Source organism: Mesorhizobium sp. B2-7-1 (assembly GCF_006440735.1).
Taxonomy (GTDB): Bacteria; Pseudomonadota; Alphaproteobacteria; order Rhizobiales; family Rhizobiaceae; genus Mesorhizobium.
Genome location: NZ_VFUA01000004.1, coordinates 42,197 through 59,014, shown reverse-complemented (window position 1 = coordinate 59,014; position 16,818 = coordinate 42,197). Strand labels below are relative to the sequence as shown.

The following is a 16,818-nucleotide window of genomic DNA, read 5'->3' as shown; positions in this document are numbered from 1 at the left end:
TGGCGGTTCATAATGCCAGAATACCGGCTGGACCAAAGGTGTGTTGATATTCAGGTGAGACCGGCCTGCAAATGCCGGGTTCCTGCGCTTCCGGTGCTCACGTACTCAAGTACGCTCCGCTCCGGTTCTCGGAACCCGCCATTTTCGGCTCGGCCTGACCTGAATCTCAACACACCTTAGGTGCTCTACTGCACCTCGTAGCCGACTTCCTCCGAGGCGTGGCACAAGGCCTTCCAGAAGGAGCGCGCGAAGGAGCGGAAGACGTAGATGTCGAACTGGTCGGCGCCCGTGCGCTGGATCTGGGCGAAGACGTCGTGATGGTTGGTCGAACGCCCGGCGCCGAGCGGGAAGGCCGGCAAGGTGAAGTCGATGGCGAAGAATTTCGCCATCACCCATTCCGCCTTCGGGCCGGCGATGCGGATCGCGGTGCGGCCATGCGACAGGTCGGTGAGCGTGCCGATGGCCGGCGTGATCGATCCGGCGAAGGCCTGCGCCAGGCCCTCGGCCTCGTCCACCACGGTGAATTTCCCCGGCGCGAAGCCGAAAACGGCGCGGGCGCCGCTGCTCACGCCGCCGCCGGCGCCGTCTGGCAGAGCGAGCCCGGTGACCTTGCGGATGATTTCGATCAGCCGCTTCTCTTCGCCCGGCCAGGCGGCGAGCTGCAGGATCGAGCCCGGGCGCGTCTCGGACAGGATGACATCGACGCCATGTTCGAAATTGCCGTGCGAACCCGGATGGTACTCCGGCTCGAGCGGCGACTGGCGTTCGGGCAAATGCTGCTCAGCCATGCATGCGGCTCCCGTCCGGATCGAAGAAATGGTTGGAAACGATCTCGACCGGCCCGAACCGGTTGCGCAGCGGATCGGAGACGAAGGCGCGGGTCCCGTGACGCGCCTTGCCGCCCTCGACCAGGGCCAGCGCGATGTACTTGCCCAGCGCCGGCGAATAGCAGCAGGCGGTGATGTGGCCGAGCGAGTCGTGCGGATTGGCCTCGTCCAGTTCCTCGACGATATGCCCGCCGCCGTTGAGCGCTCGGTTGTCGAGCGCGATCACCCCGACCAGCTCCAGCCGGTCGGAGCCGATCAGGCCCTCCCGGTCCATCATGGCCGAGCCGATGAAGGGCTTCTTCTTCGACAGCATCCAATCGAGATGGAGGTCGCGCGCGGTGGTGCGGCCGTCGATCTCGGCGCCGGTGACATGACCCTTCTCGATGCGCATCGTGCCCAGTGCCTCGAGTCCGTAGGTGACCAGGCCGAAAGGCTTGCCGGCCTCGATCAAGGCCTCCCAGACGCGGGTGCCGTAGCCGGCGCCCGAATAGACCTCGAACGCCATTTCGCCGGAGAAGGACAGCCGGCAGATCATCACCGGAACGCCGGCGATCCGGCCATGGACGATGCCCATGAAGGGCAGGATGGCGTTGTCGACGGCGGTGCCGGTGACGCAAGAAGCAAGGATGGCGCGCGCGTTCGGTCCTCCGATCGCCGCGCCCGCCCATTCATCGGTGACGGAGGTGACGGTGACCTTGAGCTCCGGCCAGATGACGTCGAGGAAATATTCCAGATGCTGCATCACCTTGCCGGCATTGGCGGTGGTGGTGGTCATCAGGAAGTCCTGCTCGCCGAGCCGCCAGGTGGTGCCGTCGTCGAAGGCAAGCCCGTCCTCGCGCAGCATCAGGCCGTAGCGGGCCTTGCCGACCGCGAGCGTGGAAAACATGTTGGTGTAGACGCGGTCGAGGAACTCGGCCGCGTCTGGTCCCTGCACGGCGATCTTGCCCAGCGTCGACACATCGACGATGCCGGCGCTGTCGCGCGTGGCTCGTGCTTCACGCACATAGGTCTGCTCGACCGTCTCGCCGGCGAGGCCGTAGATCATCGGCCGGTACCAGAGGCCCGCGGAGTACATTCTTGCGCCATTGGCGAGGTGCCAGTCATGCATCGGCGTCAGCCGCTCGGGCTTGAGGTCGCCGAAGCGTTCGGCGGCGAGCGAACCGATCGACACCGCCGTGTAGGGCGGGCGGAAGCGCGTCGTGCCGACTTCGGGGATCGGCTTGCCGAGCGCCTCGGCCATGATGGCCAAGCCCGGCACGTTGGAGTTCTTGCCCTGGTCGGTCGCCATGCCAAGCGTGGTGTAGCGCTTCAGATGCTCGACCGAGACGAAGCCTTCGCGATGCGCGAGCCGCACGTCCTCGGCGGTCACATCGTGCTGGAAGTCGACAAAACTCTTGCCCTTGGCCTTGATCTCGAAGACCGGCGCCGGATCGGGGTCGCCGGGGGCCGCCTCGACGACGGGCAGGGGAGCGGATGAAGCCGCGCCGCCAGCCGCCTGAAGGCCGGCCGCGCGGCCTTCGGCGATGGCTTCGGCAGTCGAAAAACTGCCGGTGAAGGCGCCGGCGCCGATCCATTGCTGATTTGGCCTGCGCTGCGTCGGCTTCGGCGGCAGGAAGGCTTGTCTCGCCGGATCCCATTCGGCCTTCGCGCCGACCTGGCTGGCAAGGTGGATGGTCGGCGACCAGCCGCCGGACATCAGAAGGCTGTCGGCATGGATGCTGCGTTCGTCGCCGCTCAGCGCCCCGCCCGTAGCGTCGAAGCGCTGCACCTTGAGGCCGGTGAGGGCCTTGCCGCCTTCGGTCGCGACCACGGCATGGCCGGCGAGCAGCTCGGCTTCCGCATCGCTCGCCAGCCGGCGCATCTCGTTCGAGACGTCGGCGCGGACATCGATGATGGCAACGACCGCGGCGCCGGCCTTCTTCAAGGCGACGGCCGAGCGGTAGGCGCTGTCATTGTTGGTGAAGAGCGCGATGCGCTGTCCAGGCAGCACGCCATATTCAACGGCATAACGTTCGGCCGCATGCGCCAACATGACGCCCGGACGATCGTTGCCCGGGAAGACCAGCGGCCGCTCGAAGGAGCCGGTGGCAAGAACCACCGTGCCGGCGCGGATCGCCCAGTAGCGCTGGCGCGGCTCGCCCTTGGCGGCGACTTCCTTGTGGTCGGTCACCCGTTCCAGCGCGGCCAGCGTATTGCCGTCGTAATAGCCCCACACCGTGGTGCGCGGCAAAAGGCGGACATTGTCGTTGCCTTCGAGCTGCCCGACGGCGCGCTGAGCCCAGTCGGCGGCATGCATGCCGTCGATGGTTTCGCCCGACCAGTTGGCGGAGCCGCCGAAATTGGCTTCGAGATCGGCGAGAATGACGCGGGCGCCCTGATCGGCGGCGGCCTTCGCCGCCATCAGGCCGGCCGGGCCGGAGCCGACGACCAGGACGTCGCAAAATGCGTTCATGCGCTCGTAGCGCGCTGGGTCATGGGCGGTGCCAGCCTTGCCGAGGCCGGCGGCGCGGCGAATGAAATGCTCGCAGAACATCCAGAAGCGCGTGCCCTTCAGCGGTCCGACCACCGGTCCCATGAAGGTCTTGTAATAGAAGCCGGCCGACAGGATCTTGCCGCCGAGCTGGTTGAGGGCGCCGATGTCCCAGGCGAGCGAAGGCGTGCGGTTCTGGCTGACGGCGACGAGCCCGTCGTAGATCTCGACCATGGTGGCGGCAATGTTGGGCTCGCGCACTTCGCCGCGCAGCACCGTCACCAGCGCGTTCGGCTCCTCGACGCCGGCGGCGAGCAGGCCGCGCGGGCGATGGTATTTGAAGGAGCGGCCGAACAGCGTCACGCCATTGGCGAGCAGCGCCGAGGCCAGCGTGTCGCCGGCATGGCCTGTATAGGGCGCGCCGTCGAAGGTGAAGCGGATGGTGCGCAGCCGGTCGATCCGGCCGCCGGTCTCGGTGCGGCGCGGGCTCACGAGCGGCCCTCCGTCTTGTGGCCGCCACGCGCGAAGGCGGTGCTCAGGATCTCATGCGTTACGGTGTTGCGCACGACCCTCAGATGCGCGCGGCAGCCGCCGGAATGCTGCCAGATCTCATTGTGGTCGCCGGCCGGGTTCAGCCGGTCGTAGACATAGGCATTCCAGGCGTCGAGGTTCTGCGAGGCGGGCTGCGGCCGCTCGCGGTTGCCGTCGCCCTGGTAGGTAAATTCGATGACGTCGCGCGGCCCGCAATAGGGACAGGTGATAAGCATTCTCTTTCAAAACCCTAATGCAGCCGCGGGTTCGCGCCCTGGCCTTTGTCGTCGATGATCAAGCCACGATAAAAGCGGTCGAGCGTGAAGGGCGCGTTGAATTCGTGCGGCTCGTCCTTGGCTATTGTGTAGGCAAAGCACCAGCCGGAGGCGGGTGTCGCCTTGAAGCCGCCGTAACACCAGCCGCAATTGAGATACATGCCCGGCAGCGGGCCGGCGGTGATGATCGGCGAGCCGTCCATCGTCATGTCGCACAGTCCGCCCCAGGAGCGCAGCATGCGCACCCGGGCCAGGCCGGGGAACAGCGCCAGCATCTCGCTCATCACCTCATCGACGATCGGCAGGCTGCCGCGCTGCGCGTAGCTGTTGTAGCCGTCGAGGTCGCCGCCATAGACGAGGCCGCCCTTGTCGGACTGCGAAATGTAGAAATGGCCCATGCCGAAGGTGAGAACTGTGTCGACGACGGGCTTCAGCGATTCCGAAACGAAGGCCTGCAGGACATGACTTTCGATCGGCATGTGCGAAATGCCGGCAAGCTGCATGACCTGGCCGGTGCTGCCGGCAACCGCAAGCGCGACCTTCTTGGCGCGGATTTCACCGCGCGTCGTCGAAACGCCGGTGATGCGCCCGCCGTCGCGCAGGAAGCCGGTGACCTCGCAATTCTCGATGATGTCGACGCCGCGCCGGTCGGCGCCGCGCGCATAGCCCCAGGCGACCGCGTCGTGCCGGGCGGTACCGGCACGCGGCTGCATCAGTCCGCCAAGAACCGGGAAGCGCGCCGAACCCGAGACGTCCAGCGCCGGCACAAGCCGCTTGATCTGGTCGACATTCATCAGTTCGGCGTCGACGCCGAGATGGCGCATGGCGTTGCCGCGCCTTGCATAATCGTCAAGCTGGGCGGGCGTGTGCGCGAGGTTCAGGCAGCCGCGCTGCGAGAACATGACGTTGTAGTTGAGGTCGTGCGAGAGGTTCTCCCACAGCTTCATCGAATGCTCGTAGAAGCGGGTATTCTGCGGCAAAAGATAATTGGAGCGCACAGCCGTGGTGTTGCGGCCGACATTGCCGGAGCCGAGCCAGCCTTTTTCCAGCACCGCGACATTGGTGATGCCGTGTTCCTTGGCAAGGTAATAGGCGGTCGAGAGGCCATGGCCGCCGCCGCCGATGACGATCACGTCATAGGACGCCTTGGGATCCGGCTTGCGCCAGGCGGGCTTCCAATCCTTGTTGCCGGTCAGCGCGTTCTTGAGCAGCGAAAAGGCTGAATATTCCGCCATTCTTTCTATCGTCCTTATGATGCGAGGCGGCAGACTATAGAGCAGGCGGGAGGCGCAAAGCCAAGATTGCGCCATCGCTTTTCGACAGGCCGACTCCCACCGACACGATCGGGACGGCTTGCCGCCCGATATGCCGGTCTTTATCAAGGGCGGAAATTTCGAGAATTTTCGGCCGCGAGTCGCCAACAAAGTCATGTCCTTCCGCCTGCTGCGCCTGATCCTGGTCATCATCGTCGCTGTCTTCGGGCAGCCGGCGCTCGAGGCGTCGGCGCAGGCGATCGGCCATGGTTCGTCGCAGCTCATCGCCGATCAGACCAAGGTCATCCAGGACCTGACGGCCAAGACCGATAGCCTGGAGAAGAAACTGAGCGACCCCGACCAGGACGATGCGGGGCTCGTCGACATCCGGTTGCAGCTCGAGGATATTTCGCGAGCGGCGCTGAACAGCGCGCTGGCGTTCCGGCAGCGCCTCACCGACATCAACAATCGTGTCGAGGTGCTCGGCCCGCCGCCGGCCCAAGGGCAGCCCCCTGAGCCGGTGATCGTCAGCAACGAGCGCAGCGCGCTCTCCTCGGAAAAGGCCCAGATCAACGCGGTCATCGCCAGCGCGCAAAACCTGTCGATCCGCGTCAACGGGCTGGTCGACAAGATCGCAGCCATGCGCAGCGAGCTTTTCCGCAGCGTCATCACCAAGCACTACGACCTGACCGAAGCTCTGAGCCCGCAGGCCCTTTCCGACGCGCATGACCAGTTCACGGGCCTCTACAAGGCGGTGTCGTCCTGGTTGAGCTTCGCCGTCAGGTTCAAGTTCCAGGCGATCCTTGCGGCGACGCTCATGGCGTTGGCGCTGGCGGCCGTGCTGTTGATCGGCGGCAGGCGCCTGTTCGGCCGCATATTCGAGGCCGACCCGGCGGTCGAGGATCCGTCCTATCTCAGCCGCCTGTCGGTAGCCTTCTGGTCGACGCTGCTGCCGACCCTGGCGCTCGGCGTCTTCTTCGCCTCGGCTGTGTTCTTCTTCAATTATTACAATGTGCTGCGTGGCGATATCGGCACGTTCCTCAACGCCTTGCTGACGGTGATCGGCATGGTGTTCTGCGTCAACCGGCTGACCAACGCGGCGCTCGAACCGCGGCTGCCCAATTGGCGGCTGATCCCGGTCGCGACCGGTCCCGCGCGCTGGCTCGTCGGGCTGACGACCGCAATGGCGCTGGTGCTCGGGTTCAATTACTTCCTGTCGGTCGTCAACGAGAAGATGGGTTCGCCGCTTTCGCTGACGATCGCCAGGGGCTTTGTCGCCACCATCATCGTCGGGGTCATCCTGATCCTGATGGGACTGCTGCGGCCGTTCAGGGCGGCCGACGGCTCATGGCGCCCCTGGCCGGCATGGCTTCGCTTCCTTGCCATCGGGCTCGGCCTGTTCACCATTGCCGCGGCGCTGCTTGGCTATATCGGCCTTGCGCTTTTCGTCTCGTTCCAGGTCGTGGTGACCGGCACCGTCCTGGTGACCGCCTATATCGGCTTCCTGTCGGCGCGCGCGATCGGGGAGGAGGGCGGCTTTGCCGATACTTCGGTAGGGCGATGGCTTTCGGAAAACTCCAGCTATGAGGATACCGCCCTCGACCAGCTCGGCCTGGTCGTCAGCATCGCCATCAACCTGATGATTGTGCTGGTGTTCCTGCCGTTGATCCTTTTGATGTGGGGCTTCCAGCCCGGCGATATCGAGGCCTGGGCCTACAAGCTGGCTACCGGCGTCGCGATCGGTTCGGTGACCATCTCCTTCCTCGGCATCCTCAGCGGCATCGTCGTCTTCGTCATCGGCTATTTCCTGACGCGCTGGTTCCAGGGCTGGCTGGACGGCTCGGTGATGGCGCGCGGCAAGGTCGATGCCGGCGTGCGAAATTCGATCCGTCTTGGCGTCGGCTATGCCGGCGTGGCGGTTGCCGGCCTAGTCGGCATCTCGGCCGCGGGCATCGATCTTTCCAATCTGGCACTGGTTGCCGGCGCGCTTTCGCTGGGTATCGGCTTCGGCCTGCAGAACGTGGTCTCGAATTTCGTCTCGGGCCTGATCCTGCTTGCCGAGCGACCGTTCAAGGTCGGCGACTGGATCGTCGCGGGCGACGTCAGCGGCACGGTGCGGAAGATCAGCGTGCGCGCCACCGAGATCGAGACCTTCCAGCGCCAGGCGGTGATCCTGCCCAACTCGAACCTGATCAACAATGCGGTCGGCAACTGGACGCATCGCAACAAGCTTGGGCGCATCGACATCAAGGTCGGCGTCGCCTATGGCAGCGACGTCAAGCGGGTCCATGCCATCCTGATGGATATCGCGCGCGCCCACCCGATGGTGCTGAAGAATCCCGAGCCGTTCGTTCTCTTCGCCAATTTTGGACTTGCCGCGCTCGAATTCGAAATCCGCGTGTTCGTCGCCGACATCATGAACGGCAGCGTCGTGCAGAACGACATCCGCTTCGCCATCTTCGACATCTTCGAGGAGGAGCGGATCGAGATCCCGTCGACGCCCCGGGCGGTTGTCGAGAGCAAGAAGCACGAAGCCTGGCCGATCGACGACGACAAGATCGAGGCCGAATTCGCCGAGCGCCAAAGGCTGGAAGCGGAAGCCGCGGCCGAGCGGGAGCGGCTCGTCAAGCTGAAGCGGAGGGGCCGCAAGCCCGACCCGGGCTGAGGTGCATCGACATTCGGGTGAGGCCGGCCTGCAAATGACGGTTTCCTGCGCTTCCGGTGCTCACATACTTGAAGTACTCCGCTCCGGTTCTCGGAACTCGCCATTTTCGACCCGGCCGGCCCGAAGCTCGACACACCTTCGGCGACGTTGTCTGCGATACCGAAACCGATTGTGGCATGAATGCGGCATTCAGTTGCGGTTCAGGTAACATCTCATATAAGCTTCGATGCAAAGGGCGAGAATGCCTTGCAAACTTGAACAGAGGCGGTGTGCAAACACCGGAATTGCAATGTGGAAGTCTGTCGTTGCCGCCATCGCTTTGTTGGCCCTGAGCGGTTCGGCTTTCGCCGCCAGCGCGATCAACAGGGACGCTCAGACGCGGACCCTGGTCGTGACCGAAGGCGGCGCCAAGAGCGAGCTGACGCTTGCCGCCGGCGAGACGGTGGAGTTCTGCTCGAGCGGCTGCTTCGTCACCCTGCCCAATGGCGACCTCGAAGCCCTGACCGGCTCGGAGACGGTCGAAATCTCGGGCGGCGCGGCCCGTATCAAGTAAACTTCACCGCAAGATTGGCAAAGGCCGGACCGATGTCCGGCCTTTTATCGTTTCCGGTAGCCGACGCTTAACGATGACGTCGAAAAACCGGTATGGCAGCGCGCTGCAACCGAGCGTTTTAACGTTCGCTGCGTCATGACCCGCTATATCCGACCCGAGGACGCCGGCATACGGCGTGGGTTGAGTTGGCGCATGATCTTTCCGTGATCGGAATTTCGGGATCTTGCGCTCGATCGGGGCAGGACAATGGACGCGAGGTCGGACAGGAACGCAATTCCGCTTGCGGTCGATCTCGACGGTACGCTGATTGCAACGGACCTTCTGTGGGAAGGCCTGTTCATCCTGCTCAAGAAAAACCCGCTCTATCTCTTTCTCCTGCCTCTGTGGCTGACAGGCGGCCCGGCACGGCTGAAGCAGGAGATCGCCAGGCGCGTCGACATGGACCCGGCCTCGCTGCCTTACCGTCAGGACCTGCTTGACCGGCTGCGCGCCGAGCACCGGGAGGGCCGCAAGATCGTGCTGGCGACGGGAACGCCGCGCAAATTCGCGGAGGCGATCGCGGCGCATCTCGGTATCTTCGATCATGTGCTGGCGACCGACGGCCCGCACAACATGACCTCCGGCAGGAAATGCGCAGCGCTTGTCGCCGCCTATGGCGACGCAGGCTTCGACTATGCCGGCAACAGCCGCCACGATCTCAAAGTGTTCGACGCCGCGCGCAACGCGCTCGTGGTGGCGCCCGACCTTAGCGCGCGGCGCTGGCAGGCGGCGCATCAAGCCGAGGCCATGCCGGCGCCGAAGCCGACGCTGGGGACCTACGTCAAGATGCTGCGCATGCATCAGTGGCTGAAGAACTCGCTGATCGCCGTGCCGATGGTGCTGTCACACGAATATTTCAATCCGGACATGATATGGCAGTGCCTGCTGGCGTTCGTCTCTTTCAGCGCCGTGGCGTCCGCCATCTATATCCTCAACGATTTCTTCGACCTGGCGCTGGACCGCAAGCACCCGACAAAACGCAACCGGCCTTTCGCCAGCGGCGCGCTGTCCATTCCGTTCGGTCTCGGCGCGATCGCCGGGCTGCTTGCGATCGGCATCGCCGCAAGCCTCTTCCTTCCGATCGAGTTCCTCGGCGTGCTTTTGGGCTACATGGCCGTCACCACCGCCTATTCGCTGTCGTTCAAGCGCATGCTGCTCGTCGATGTGCTGACGCTCGCCGGCCTCTACACGATCCGCGTGCTGGCGGGTGCGGCCGCCACCGGCGTCGATGTCTCCTTCTGGCTGCTCGCCTTCTCGATCTTCTTCTTCTTGTCGCTGGCGCTGGTGAAGCGCTTCGTCGAACTGCGCACCACGGCCATTCCTCCAGGCGAGCGCATCGCCGGCCGCGGCTATCGCACCGAGGACCAGGAGATCGTCGCCCAGGCCGGCATGGCGTCGGCTTTCTCGTCGGCGATGGTCCTGGCGCTCTATATGGACAGCCCGGCGGTGCGCGAGCTCTATCCGCATCCGTGGCTGATATGGCCGCTGGCGCCGATCGTGCTTTACCTGACGATGCGCGTCTGGATCCTCGCCCGGCGCGACGAGATGCATGACGACCCGGTCGTCTTCATCATCCGTGACTGGCGCAGCCAGATCGTCGTCGCCATCGGCGCGGTCTTCCTCGTCGCCGGAGGCTGGTGATGGGGCGGGAGCGCTTCGGCAGCTTCGGACTGGCGACCCCGCCGGCGCGGAAGGCGATCACGGCGGACGAGGCGATCGCCATTCTGAAAAAGGGCGCGGCGACGCCGGGATCGCTGCTCGGCTATGGCAATGGCCGTTCCTATGGCGACAGCTGCCAGAACGATGCCGGCATGGTGGTCGATATGCGGCCGCTCAACCTCATCCGTTCCTTCAACGCCGAGACCGGCGTGCTCGAAGCGGATGCCGGCACGCTGCTTTGCGACATCATCGCTTTTGCCGCACCCCACGGCTTCTTTCCGGCCGTGGTTCCAGGCACGCAGTTCGTGACGCTGGGCGGCGCGATCGCCAATGACGTCCACGGCAAGAACCATCATCGGCGCGGCACCTTCGGCTGCCATGTCGAGGCCTTGACGCTGCTCCGGTCCGACGGACGAACCTATCATTGCTCGGCAACCGACAATGTCCGCCTTTTCGGGGCAACGATCGGCGGCATGGGCCTGACCGGGCTGATCCTGTCGGCATCGATCAAGCTGATGCGGGTGCCCTCGCTCGACATAGCCGAAAAGGCGACGCGGTTTCGCGATCTCGGCGAATTCTTCGATCTTGCCGAGGCGGCCGACCAGGCCAACGAATATGCCGTCGCCTGGATCGACCAGCTTGCCGGCGGCCACGGGCGCGGGCGCGGGCTTTTGTTCACCGGCAATCATGCCGAGCACGGCTCGCACGCCGCCGCCAATGCCGGCAGCCGGCTTTCCGTGCCGGTGCAGCAGCCATTCAATATGCTGAACCGGCCTTTCCTCACCGTCTTCAATGCGGCCTATCGCTGGAAAAAGGGCAAGTCCGAGGCTCCGCGCCAGGCGAGCTATCAGGGCTTCTTCTTTCCGCTCGACGGCGTCCGCGACTGGAACCGGCTCTACGGGCCGCGCGGGCTTTTCCAGCACCAGAGCGTGGTGTCGGACGAAGATGCCCGTCGCATCGTCCCGGCGTTGCTCGAGGCTGCGCGGCGGGCGGGCGAGGGATCGTTCCTGACGGTGCTCAAGCGCTTCGGCGACGTCCGCTCGCCGGCGCTGCTGTCGTTCCCACGGCCGGGTTACACGCTGACGCTCGATTTCCCCAACCGGGGCGAAAGGACGTTGCGGCTGCTCGCCGAGCTCGACCGCATCACGGTCGAGGCCGGCGGGGCGGTGAACCCCTACAAGGACGCCCGGATGGGGCCTGAGATATTCGCCGTGTCGTTCCCGCAATGGCAGCAGCTGGAGGCGCTCCGCGACCCGGCTTTCCTGTCGGGTTTCTGGGCGCGGACGGCGAAAAGACTGGATGTAACGAGAGGAGTTTCGGAAGCTGCGGAATAGATAAAAGTCGAATAAATCGTGGTAAATGAAACGTTGCGCCCTGGTTTACGCAAAACACCGTCCGAGCTTCACGAAATATTTGCAGGTCTGTAATAGGACCGCCCAAGGGGCGGGGTAGCAACAATGAAATACATAATCTTCATTCTCTTCACGGTCATGACCAATGCCGCGGCGCAACTGATGCTGAAGCAGGGCATGATGTCGATGGGGCCGATCTCCTTCGAAGGCGTCAATCCGCTCGTCAAGCTCCTGCAGATCGTGTTCAGCCCCTGGGTGTTCCTCGGCCTGTGCACCTTCGTCATCTCGATGGCGTCGCATCTTTATGTGCTGTCCAAGGTCGAGCTCAGCTTCGCCTATCCGTTCCTCAGCCTCGCCTACGTCGCCGTGGCGATCTTTGCCTATTTCGTCTTCCGCGAGGACCTCAATGGCTGGCGCATCGCCGGCATCGCCTGCATCTGCGTCGGCACGGTCCTGATCGCGCAAAGTGGACGCGGGCATGAGGACAGGACCGCATCCATCAATCCCGACAAGATCGGCACAAGCGAGGTCGTTCGATGAGACATGTGATTTTCGGCGGCGATGGCTTCGTCGGCCGTCACCTTGCCCCCAAGCTCGTCGCCGATGGCGAGACCGTCGTCGTCGCCGATATCGTCAAGAGCGACCTGCCGCATTACCGCTCGCTGCGCTTCATCACCTGCGACGTCACCGATCCCGCCTCGGTCGCGAAGGTGGGGCTCAAGGCCGATGACATGGTCTACAATTTGTCGGCCAAGATGCTGTCGCCGATCCAGGTGCGCGCCAAGCGGCATGATTTCTTCTTCCCGGTGAATTTCCACGGCTCCGAGAACATCATGCAGGCGATGGACAAGGCCGGTGCGTCGAAGCTGGTCCACTACACGACCGACATGATCTACGGCCATACGGTGGTGCTGCCGATGACCGAGGACCATCCGGTCTCGCCGCTCGGCGAGTACGGGCTGTCGAAACTCAAGACCGAGGAGCTCGCCGCTGAATGGCGCAAGCGCGGCATGTCGGTCTCGTTGTTCAGGCCGCGCCTGATCATCGGCCCCGGACGCCTCGGCATCCTGGAAAAGCTGTTCAAGCTGATCGACTGGAGCCTTCCGGTGCCGATGATCGGCTCGGGCAGGAATCCCTATCAGTTCATCTCGGTGTTCGACTGCGCGGAGGCCGCCCGCGCGGCCTGGAAAGCCGGCGTGCCGAACGAGGCCTATAATCTCGGCTCGCTCAATCCGCCGCCGGTCAAAAGATTGCTCGGCGACCTGATCCGCCATGCCGGCTCGCGGTCGATCCTGCTGCCGACGCCCGGCTGGGCGGTCAAGCGCACGCTCGACCTGCTCGATCTCGTGAACATGCCGATCATGGATCCGGAACAGTATCTGATCGCCGACGAGGAGTGCGTGCTCGACGTGTCCAAGGCCGAGCGCCAGCTCGGCTGGGTGCCGCAATATCGCGACGAGGACATGCTGATCGCCGCCTACAGCGAATACCGCGCCAAGAAGGACGGCCATGCCGTCGCCACCACACACGTGCCTGCCGAATAGGGCGACGAAGGGAGATTCAGAGATGACCGTCATGGCCAAGCCGGAACAGACAGGCGCGCGCACGCTGGTCGACGCGCCGGCGCTTTCGCCCACCTCCATCGCCAAGCCCGAGCTGATCAGCGTCGAGCAGGCGAAGGCGATGGACGTCGCCCGCATCACCGACCTGTTCAAGGCGCATCTCAACCCCGGACAGCTGCATTTCATGAAGCTGCTCGGCTTCCACAAGGTCAAGATCGAGCGCGCCGAGGGCATGTTCTACGTCGACCAGAACGGCCGCAAGATCCTCGACTTCTTCGGCGGCTTCGGCTCGCTCGCCTTCGGCCACAACCATCCGCGCATCCTGGATGCCCGCAAGAAGTTCCAGGAGGAAAAGCGCCAGGAGATCGCCATCGCCTTCATGTCGCAATATGCGGCAGCCCTTGCGCACAACATCGCCAAATGCTCGCCCGGCGACCTCGACATGGTGTTCCTCGGCTCGTCCGGCTCGGAGGCCATGGAAGCGGCGGTGAAGCTCGCCGAGCGCGCCGCTGGACCGAAGCGGCCAAAAATCGTCTATGCCGAGAATTCCTTCCACGGCAAGACCAAGGGTGTGCTCGGCATCACCGACGGCCAGCTCTACCGCGCCGACTTCAAGATGGCTGACAATACGGTCCGCGTTCCCTTCGCCGACATCGACGCCGTCGAGCGGCTGTTCAAGAGCGATCCCGAGATCGGCGTCATCGTGCTGGAGACCATCCAGGGCGGTGGCGGCATCGTCCAGGCGCCGGCCGAATATTGGCAGAAGCTGCGCGCGCTTTGCGACCGGCATGGTGTGCTGTGGGTCGCCGATGAAGTGCAGTGCGGCTATGGCCGCTCGGGTCGCTTCTACGCCTTCGAGCACTACGGCGTGGTGCCGGATGTGACGGCGCTGGCGAAGTCGCTTGGCGCCGGCAAGGCGGCGGTCGGCGCCATGATTGCCAGGCGCGACGTCTACATGAAGGCCTATGGCACGCCGAAGACGGCGATGATCCATGCCATGGCGACCTTCGGCGGCATGGGCGAGGCCTGCGTCACCGCGATCGAGGGCATCAATGTGCTCTATGACGAGGGGCTGATCGACAACGCCGCCTCGACCGGCGAGTACCTTTTGCAGCGGCTCAAGGCGCTCAAGGAAAAATATCCGAAGATCATCAAGGACGTGCGCGGCAAGGGCTTTATGATCGGGCTCGAGTTCCACGATTTCTCGCAGACCCTGCCGATGGTGCTCAGACCGGTGGTGAGCGTGCTCGACGACAAGCTGAAGGGCTCCCTGTCGGGCTTCGTCGGCTCGTTGCTTCTGCGCGACTACGACGTGCTCGTCGCCTTCACCGAATACAACCGCAACGTCATCCGGCTCGAGCCGCCGCTGATCTGCCAGCCCGAGCATATCGACCGCTTCGTCGATGCCTTCGACAGCTTGTTGTCGCGCGGCATCGTGGCGATCGTGAAGGATTTCGTGAAAAGCCAGGTCGGCAAGTAGAGGCCGCCGAGCATGCTGACCAGGCCGTCCGCTCCGACCAATCCGCTGGAACGGCTGACCGGCGCCGGCCTGGCGTGGGGCGAGGGGGTTTACGCAAAATGGGGCGCGTCGATCGGCGCGGTCGCCTTCTCGCTCTATATCCTGCTGACCGCTGCGACCGCCTGGTTCATGCCCGACGCCAACTGGGACATGCTGCCCTATCTGGCGATCGCCGAGGAAGGCACCTATCCCGATCCGCAGGCGCTGCACGACTATGCCTACAGCACGGTCAAGACCGGCGTGTCGGCCGGTGACTACAAGACGCTGACCGACGACGGCGGCGGCTTCCGCAGCCACATGGCGGACAACGCGGCCGACTTCCATTCGCTGCTCGGCATGTACCGGATCAAGTTCCTCTATGCCGAGATCCTGTCCAACCTCAGCCATGTCGTCTCGCCGGTCGAGGCGATGCGGCTGGTGCAGGTGTTCGCGGTGCTTCTGTCCGGCGTCATCACGCTCGCCTGGCTGCGCGCGGAAGGCGCGCTGGCGCTGGCGCCGGTCGTCGGCGCGGTGCTGATCATGGCCGATTTCGGCGATGCGGCGCGGGCCTCGACGCCCGATCTGCTGTGCTCGGCGCTGTTCCTCGGCGGGCTCTTCGCCTATGTGCGCAAGCGCGAGGCGGCGACGGCGGTCCTGCTTTTCCTGGCTTTCATGGCCAGGCCCGACAACATCGTCTTCCTCGCCATTTTCGCGGTGCTGCTCGTCGCGTTCCGCGAGAAGGCATGGGGCGCGCTGGCCGGTTTCGCTGCCTCATTCATCGCCTATTTCGCCATTTCGCACTGGGCGCAGCATCCCGGCTGGTGGCCGCATCTATGGTTTTCCAGCATCGAGCAACATTACAACATGGTCGGGTTCGAGCCGCCGTTTTCGGTGGCTGCCTATCTGAAGGCCTTCGCCGCGTCGGTGGTGCGCGCCATCGGCGTCAACAGCTGGGTCGGTGTTTCGGTCCTGGCACTGGCGGGCTGGTTCGGCTTGAACCGTGCTGGCTTCCAACTCGACCGCCGCGCCGGCATTCTGCTGGCGGCGCTGGTGCTCGGCGTGCTGGCGAAGTTCGCCGTCTTCCCGATCCACGACACCCGCATCTATTTCCCCAATCTTCTGCCGCCCTTCCTGCTGCTCGCCGCGCCGCTGATGGCTCTGTGGGCCGCGGCGAGCCAAGGCGGGCGCCGCGCGGCGCCGCAGGTCATTCCCGGAGACAAGTCATGAGCTCGCTTTCCAGCTTCGCGCGCATTCTCCTGTCGCTCGGCCTGCCTGCGAGCCTGCTCGATCGCGGGCCGGCGTTGCACGGCACGAAGTTCCTCGCCAAGGCGGCGTTCCGGGCGCGTTTCGGTGGCAATGGCCGGCCGTTCCAGATGGTCAATGTCGGCGCCTGCGACGGCGCGCTGTTCGATGACGTGACGCCCTGGCTGCACCGGATCCCCGGCGCGCGCGCCATGCTGGTCGAGCCGATCCCCTACAATCAGAAGCGGCTTCGCGCCAATTACCCGGATGCCGGCCGCTTCGTCATCGAGCCGGTGGCGGTGACAAGGACCAAGGGCACGATCACGGTCCACACCTTCGATGCCGCGGCGCTGGAAGCCGGCACGCTGCCGATCGAGTTCATCGGCTGCTCGTCGGTCACCGACACCAATCTGATGTCGGGCAAGAACGCCTGGGGCGGGGCCGACGCCAACTTCAACAAGTTCGCGCCGCATCTGAAGGACATCGAGGTGCCGTCGGAGACCTTGCAGACGCTGCTCGACCGCAACGGCATTGCCCATATCGACGCTTTCCTGGTCGATTGCGAAGGCGCCGACTGGATGGTGTTCGAGCAGCTCGACCTCGAGCGCTACCGCCCCGGCATGATCAAGATCGAGGTCGGCGCGCTGCCGGCCGCCGAGATCGGCGAGGTTGTGGTCAAGCTCAAGACCGCCGGCTACCAGGTCGGCTTCCAGGCCGAGGACGTCTGGGCCTTCGCCTGAGCCAATTCGTCTAGGGTGACTGCTCAGCGCGTTGGGTCGCGCCGCACCTGCGGCGTGTCGCAAACAGGCGGTAGCTCAATCCGCGTCCTCTGCATATTGTGCGCCATTCGAAGGGGCGCACACGCGCCCGTCTATCGCTTTGGAGTCGCGGG

General features: G+C 64.6%; 13 protein-coding genes. 9 read left to right on the top strand and 4 right to left on the bottom strand.

What is annotated here, in order from left to right; translation table 11 throughout:
• Window positions 1–185 precede the first annotated feature (185 nt).
• Genes FJ471_RS02950 through FJ471_RS02935 form a run of 4 tightly spaced genes read right to left on the bottom strand, consistent with a single transcriptional unit; the run spans window position 186 to window position 5,338 of the window.
• Window positions 186–773: a sarcosine oxidase subunit gamma gene (locus tag FJ471_RS02950; RefSeq protein ID WP_140801738.1), complete on the bottom strand. Its 588-nt coding sequence runs from the start codon at window positions 771–773 to the stop codon at window positions 186–188.
• Window positions 774–780: 7 nt separating this feature from the next.
• Window positions 781–3,789: a sarcosine oxidase subunit alpha gene (locus tag FJ471_RS02945; RefSeq protein ID WP_140801670.1), complete on the bottom strand. Its 3,009-nt coding sequence runs from the start codon at window positions 3,787–3,789 to the stop codon at window positions 781–783.
• A complete protein-coding gene (locus FJ471_RS02940) occupies window positions 3,786–4,064 on the bottom strand; it encodes a sarcosine oxidase subunit delta (protein WP_140801669.1) in 279 nt (92 codons plus the stop codon). The genes FJ471_RS02945 and FJ471_RS02940 overlap by 4 nt, the downstream gene beginning before the upstream one ends.
• 14 nt (window positions 4,065–4,078) lie before the next feature.
• Window positions 4,079–5,338, bottom strand: coding sequence for a sarcosine oxidase subunit beta (locus FJ471_RS02935; protein ID WP_140801668.1), 1,260 nt, complete (start codon window positions 5,336–5,338; stop codon window positions 4,079–4,081).
• Between the two features lie 193 nt (window positions 5,339–5,531).
• Here FJ471_RS02935 and FJ471_RS02930 point away from each other — a divergent pair, with 193 nt between their 5' ends.
• From FJ471_RS02930 to FJ471_RS02890, 9 genes are all read left to right on the top strand, one after another.
• Window positions 5,532–8,021 carry a mechanosensitive ion channel family protein gene (locus FJ471_RS02930; protein ID WP_140801667.1) on the top strand — a complete coding sequence of 830 codons (2,490 nt, stop codon included), beginning with the start codon at window positions 5,532–5,534 and terminating at the stop codon, window positions 8,019–8,021.
• 289 nt (window positions 8,022–8,310) lie between these two features.
• Window positions 8,311–8,574 carry a hypothetical protein gene (locus FJ471_RS02925; RefSeq protein WP_140801666.1) on the top strand — a complete coding sequence of 88 codons (264 nt, stop codon included), beginning with the start codon at window positions 8,311–8,313 and terminating at the stop codon, window positions 8,572–8,574.
• Window positions 8,575–8,820: 246 nt separating this feature from the next.
• A complete protein-coding gene (locus tag FJ471_RS02920; RefSeq protein WP_140801665.1) occupies window positions 8,821–10,254 on the top strand; it encodes a UbiA family prenyltransferase in 1,434 nt (477 codons plus the stop codon).
• Complete coding sequence (locus tag FJ471_RS02915) at window positions 10,254–11,606, top strand: FAD-binding oxidoreductase (protein ID WP_140801664.1); 1,353 nt, start codon at window positions 10,254–10,256, stop codon at window positions 11,604–11,606. Before FJ471_RS02920 ends, FJ471_RS02915 begins: the two co-directional genes overlap by 1 nt.
• Window positions 11,607–11,729: 123 nt before the next feature.
• On the top strand, window positions 11,730–12,164 hold the full coding sequence (locus FJ471_RS02910) for an EamA family transporter (RefSeq protein WP_140801663.1): 435 nt from the start codon (window positions 11,730–11,732) through the stop codon (window positions 12,162–12,164).
• A complete protein-coding gene (locus tag FJ471_RS02905) occupies window positions 12,161–13,168 on the top strand; it encodes an NAD(P)-dependent oxidoreductase (protein ID WP_140801662.1) in 1,008 nt (335 codons plus the stop codon). Before FJ471_RS02910 ends, FJ471_RS02905 begins: the two co-directional genes overlap by 4 nt.
• Window positions 13,169–13,190: 22 nt before the next feature.
• Window positions 13,191–14,666 carry an aspartate aminotransferase family protein gene (locus FJ471_RS02900; RefSeq protein WP_140801661.1) on the top strand — a complete coding sequence of 492 codons (1,476 nt, stop codon included), beginning with the start codon at window positions 13,191–13,193 and terminating at the stop codon, window positions 14,664–14,666.
• A gap of 12 nt (window positions 14,667–14,678) precedes the next feature.
• Window positions 14,679–15,911: a hypothetical protein gene (locus FJ471_RS02895; RefSeq protein WP_140801660.1), complete on the top strand. Its 1,233-nt coding sequence runs from the start codon at window positions 14,679–14,681 to the stop codon at window positions 15,909–15,911.
• Complete coding sequence (locus FJ471_RS02890; RefSeq protein ID WP_140801659.1) at window positions 15,908–16,666, top strand: FkbM family methyltransferase; 759 nt, start codon at window positions 15,908–15,910, stop codon at window positions 16,664–16,666. The genes FJ471_RS02895 and FJ471_RS02890 overlap by 4 nt, the downstream gene beginning before the upstream one ends.
• Window positions 16,667–16,818: the final 152 nt, after the last annotated feature.

Bases quoted from the DNA above. Each gene is read 5' to 3' on its own strand.
- FJ471_RS02940 (WP_140801669.1), bottom strand. From the start codon at position 4,064: ATGCTTATCACCTGTCCCTATTGCGGGCCGCGCGACGTCATCGAATTT.
- FJ471_RS02935 (WP_140801668.1), bottom strand. From the start codon at position 5,338: ATGGCGGAATATTCAGCCTTTTCGCTGCTCAAGAACGCGCTGACCGGC.
- FJ471_RS02930 (WP_140801667.1), top strand. From the start codon at position 5,532: ATGTCCTTCCGCCTGCTGCGCCTGATCCTGGTCATCATCGTCGCTGTC.
- FJ471_RS02925 (WP_140801666.1), top strand. From the start codon at position 8,311: ATGTGGAAGTCTGTCGTTGCCGCCATCGCTTTGTTGGCCCTGAGCGGT.
- FJ471_RS02920 (WP_140801665.1), top strand. From the start codon at position 8,821: ATGGACGCGAGGTCGGACAGGAACGCAATTCCGCTTGCGGTCGATCTC.
- FJ471_RS02915 (WP_140801664.1), top strand. From the start codon at position 10,254: ATGGGGCGGGAGCGCTTCGGCAGCTTCGGACTGGCGACCCCGCCGGCG.
- FJ471_RS02910 (WP_140801663.1), top strand. From the start codon at position 11,730: ATGAAATACATAATCTTCATTCTCTTCACGGTCATGACCAATGCCGCG.
- FJ471_RS02905 (WP_140801662.1), top strand. From the start codon at position 12,161: ATGAGACATGTGATTTTCGGCGGCGATGGCTTCGTCGGCCGTCACCTT.
- FJ471_RS02900 (WP_140801661.1), top strand. From the start codon at position 13,191: ATGACCGTCATGGCCAAGCCGGAACAGACAGGCGCGCGCACGCTGGTC.
- FJ471_RS02895 (WP_140801660.1), top strand. From the start codon at position 14,679: ATGCTGACCAGGCCGTCCGCTCCGACCAATCCGCTGGAACGGCTGACC.
- FJ471_RS02890 (WP_140801659.1), top strand. From the start codon at position 15,908: ATGAGCTCGCTTTCCAGCTTCGCGCGCATTCTCCTGTCGCTCGGCCTG.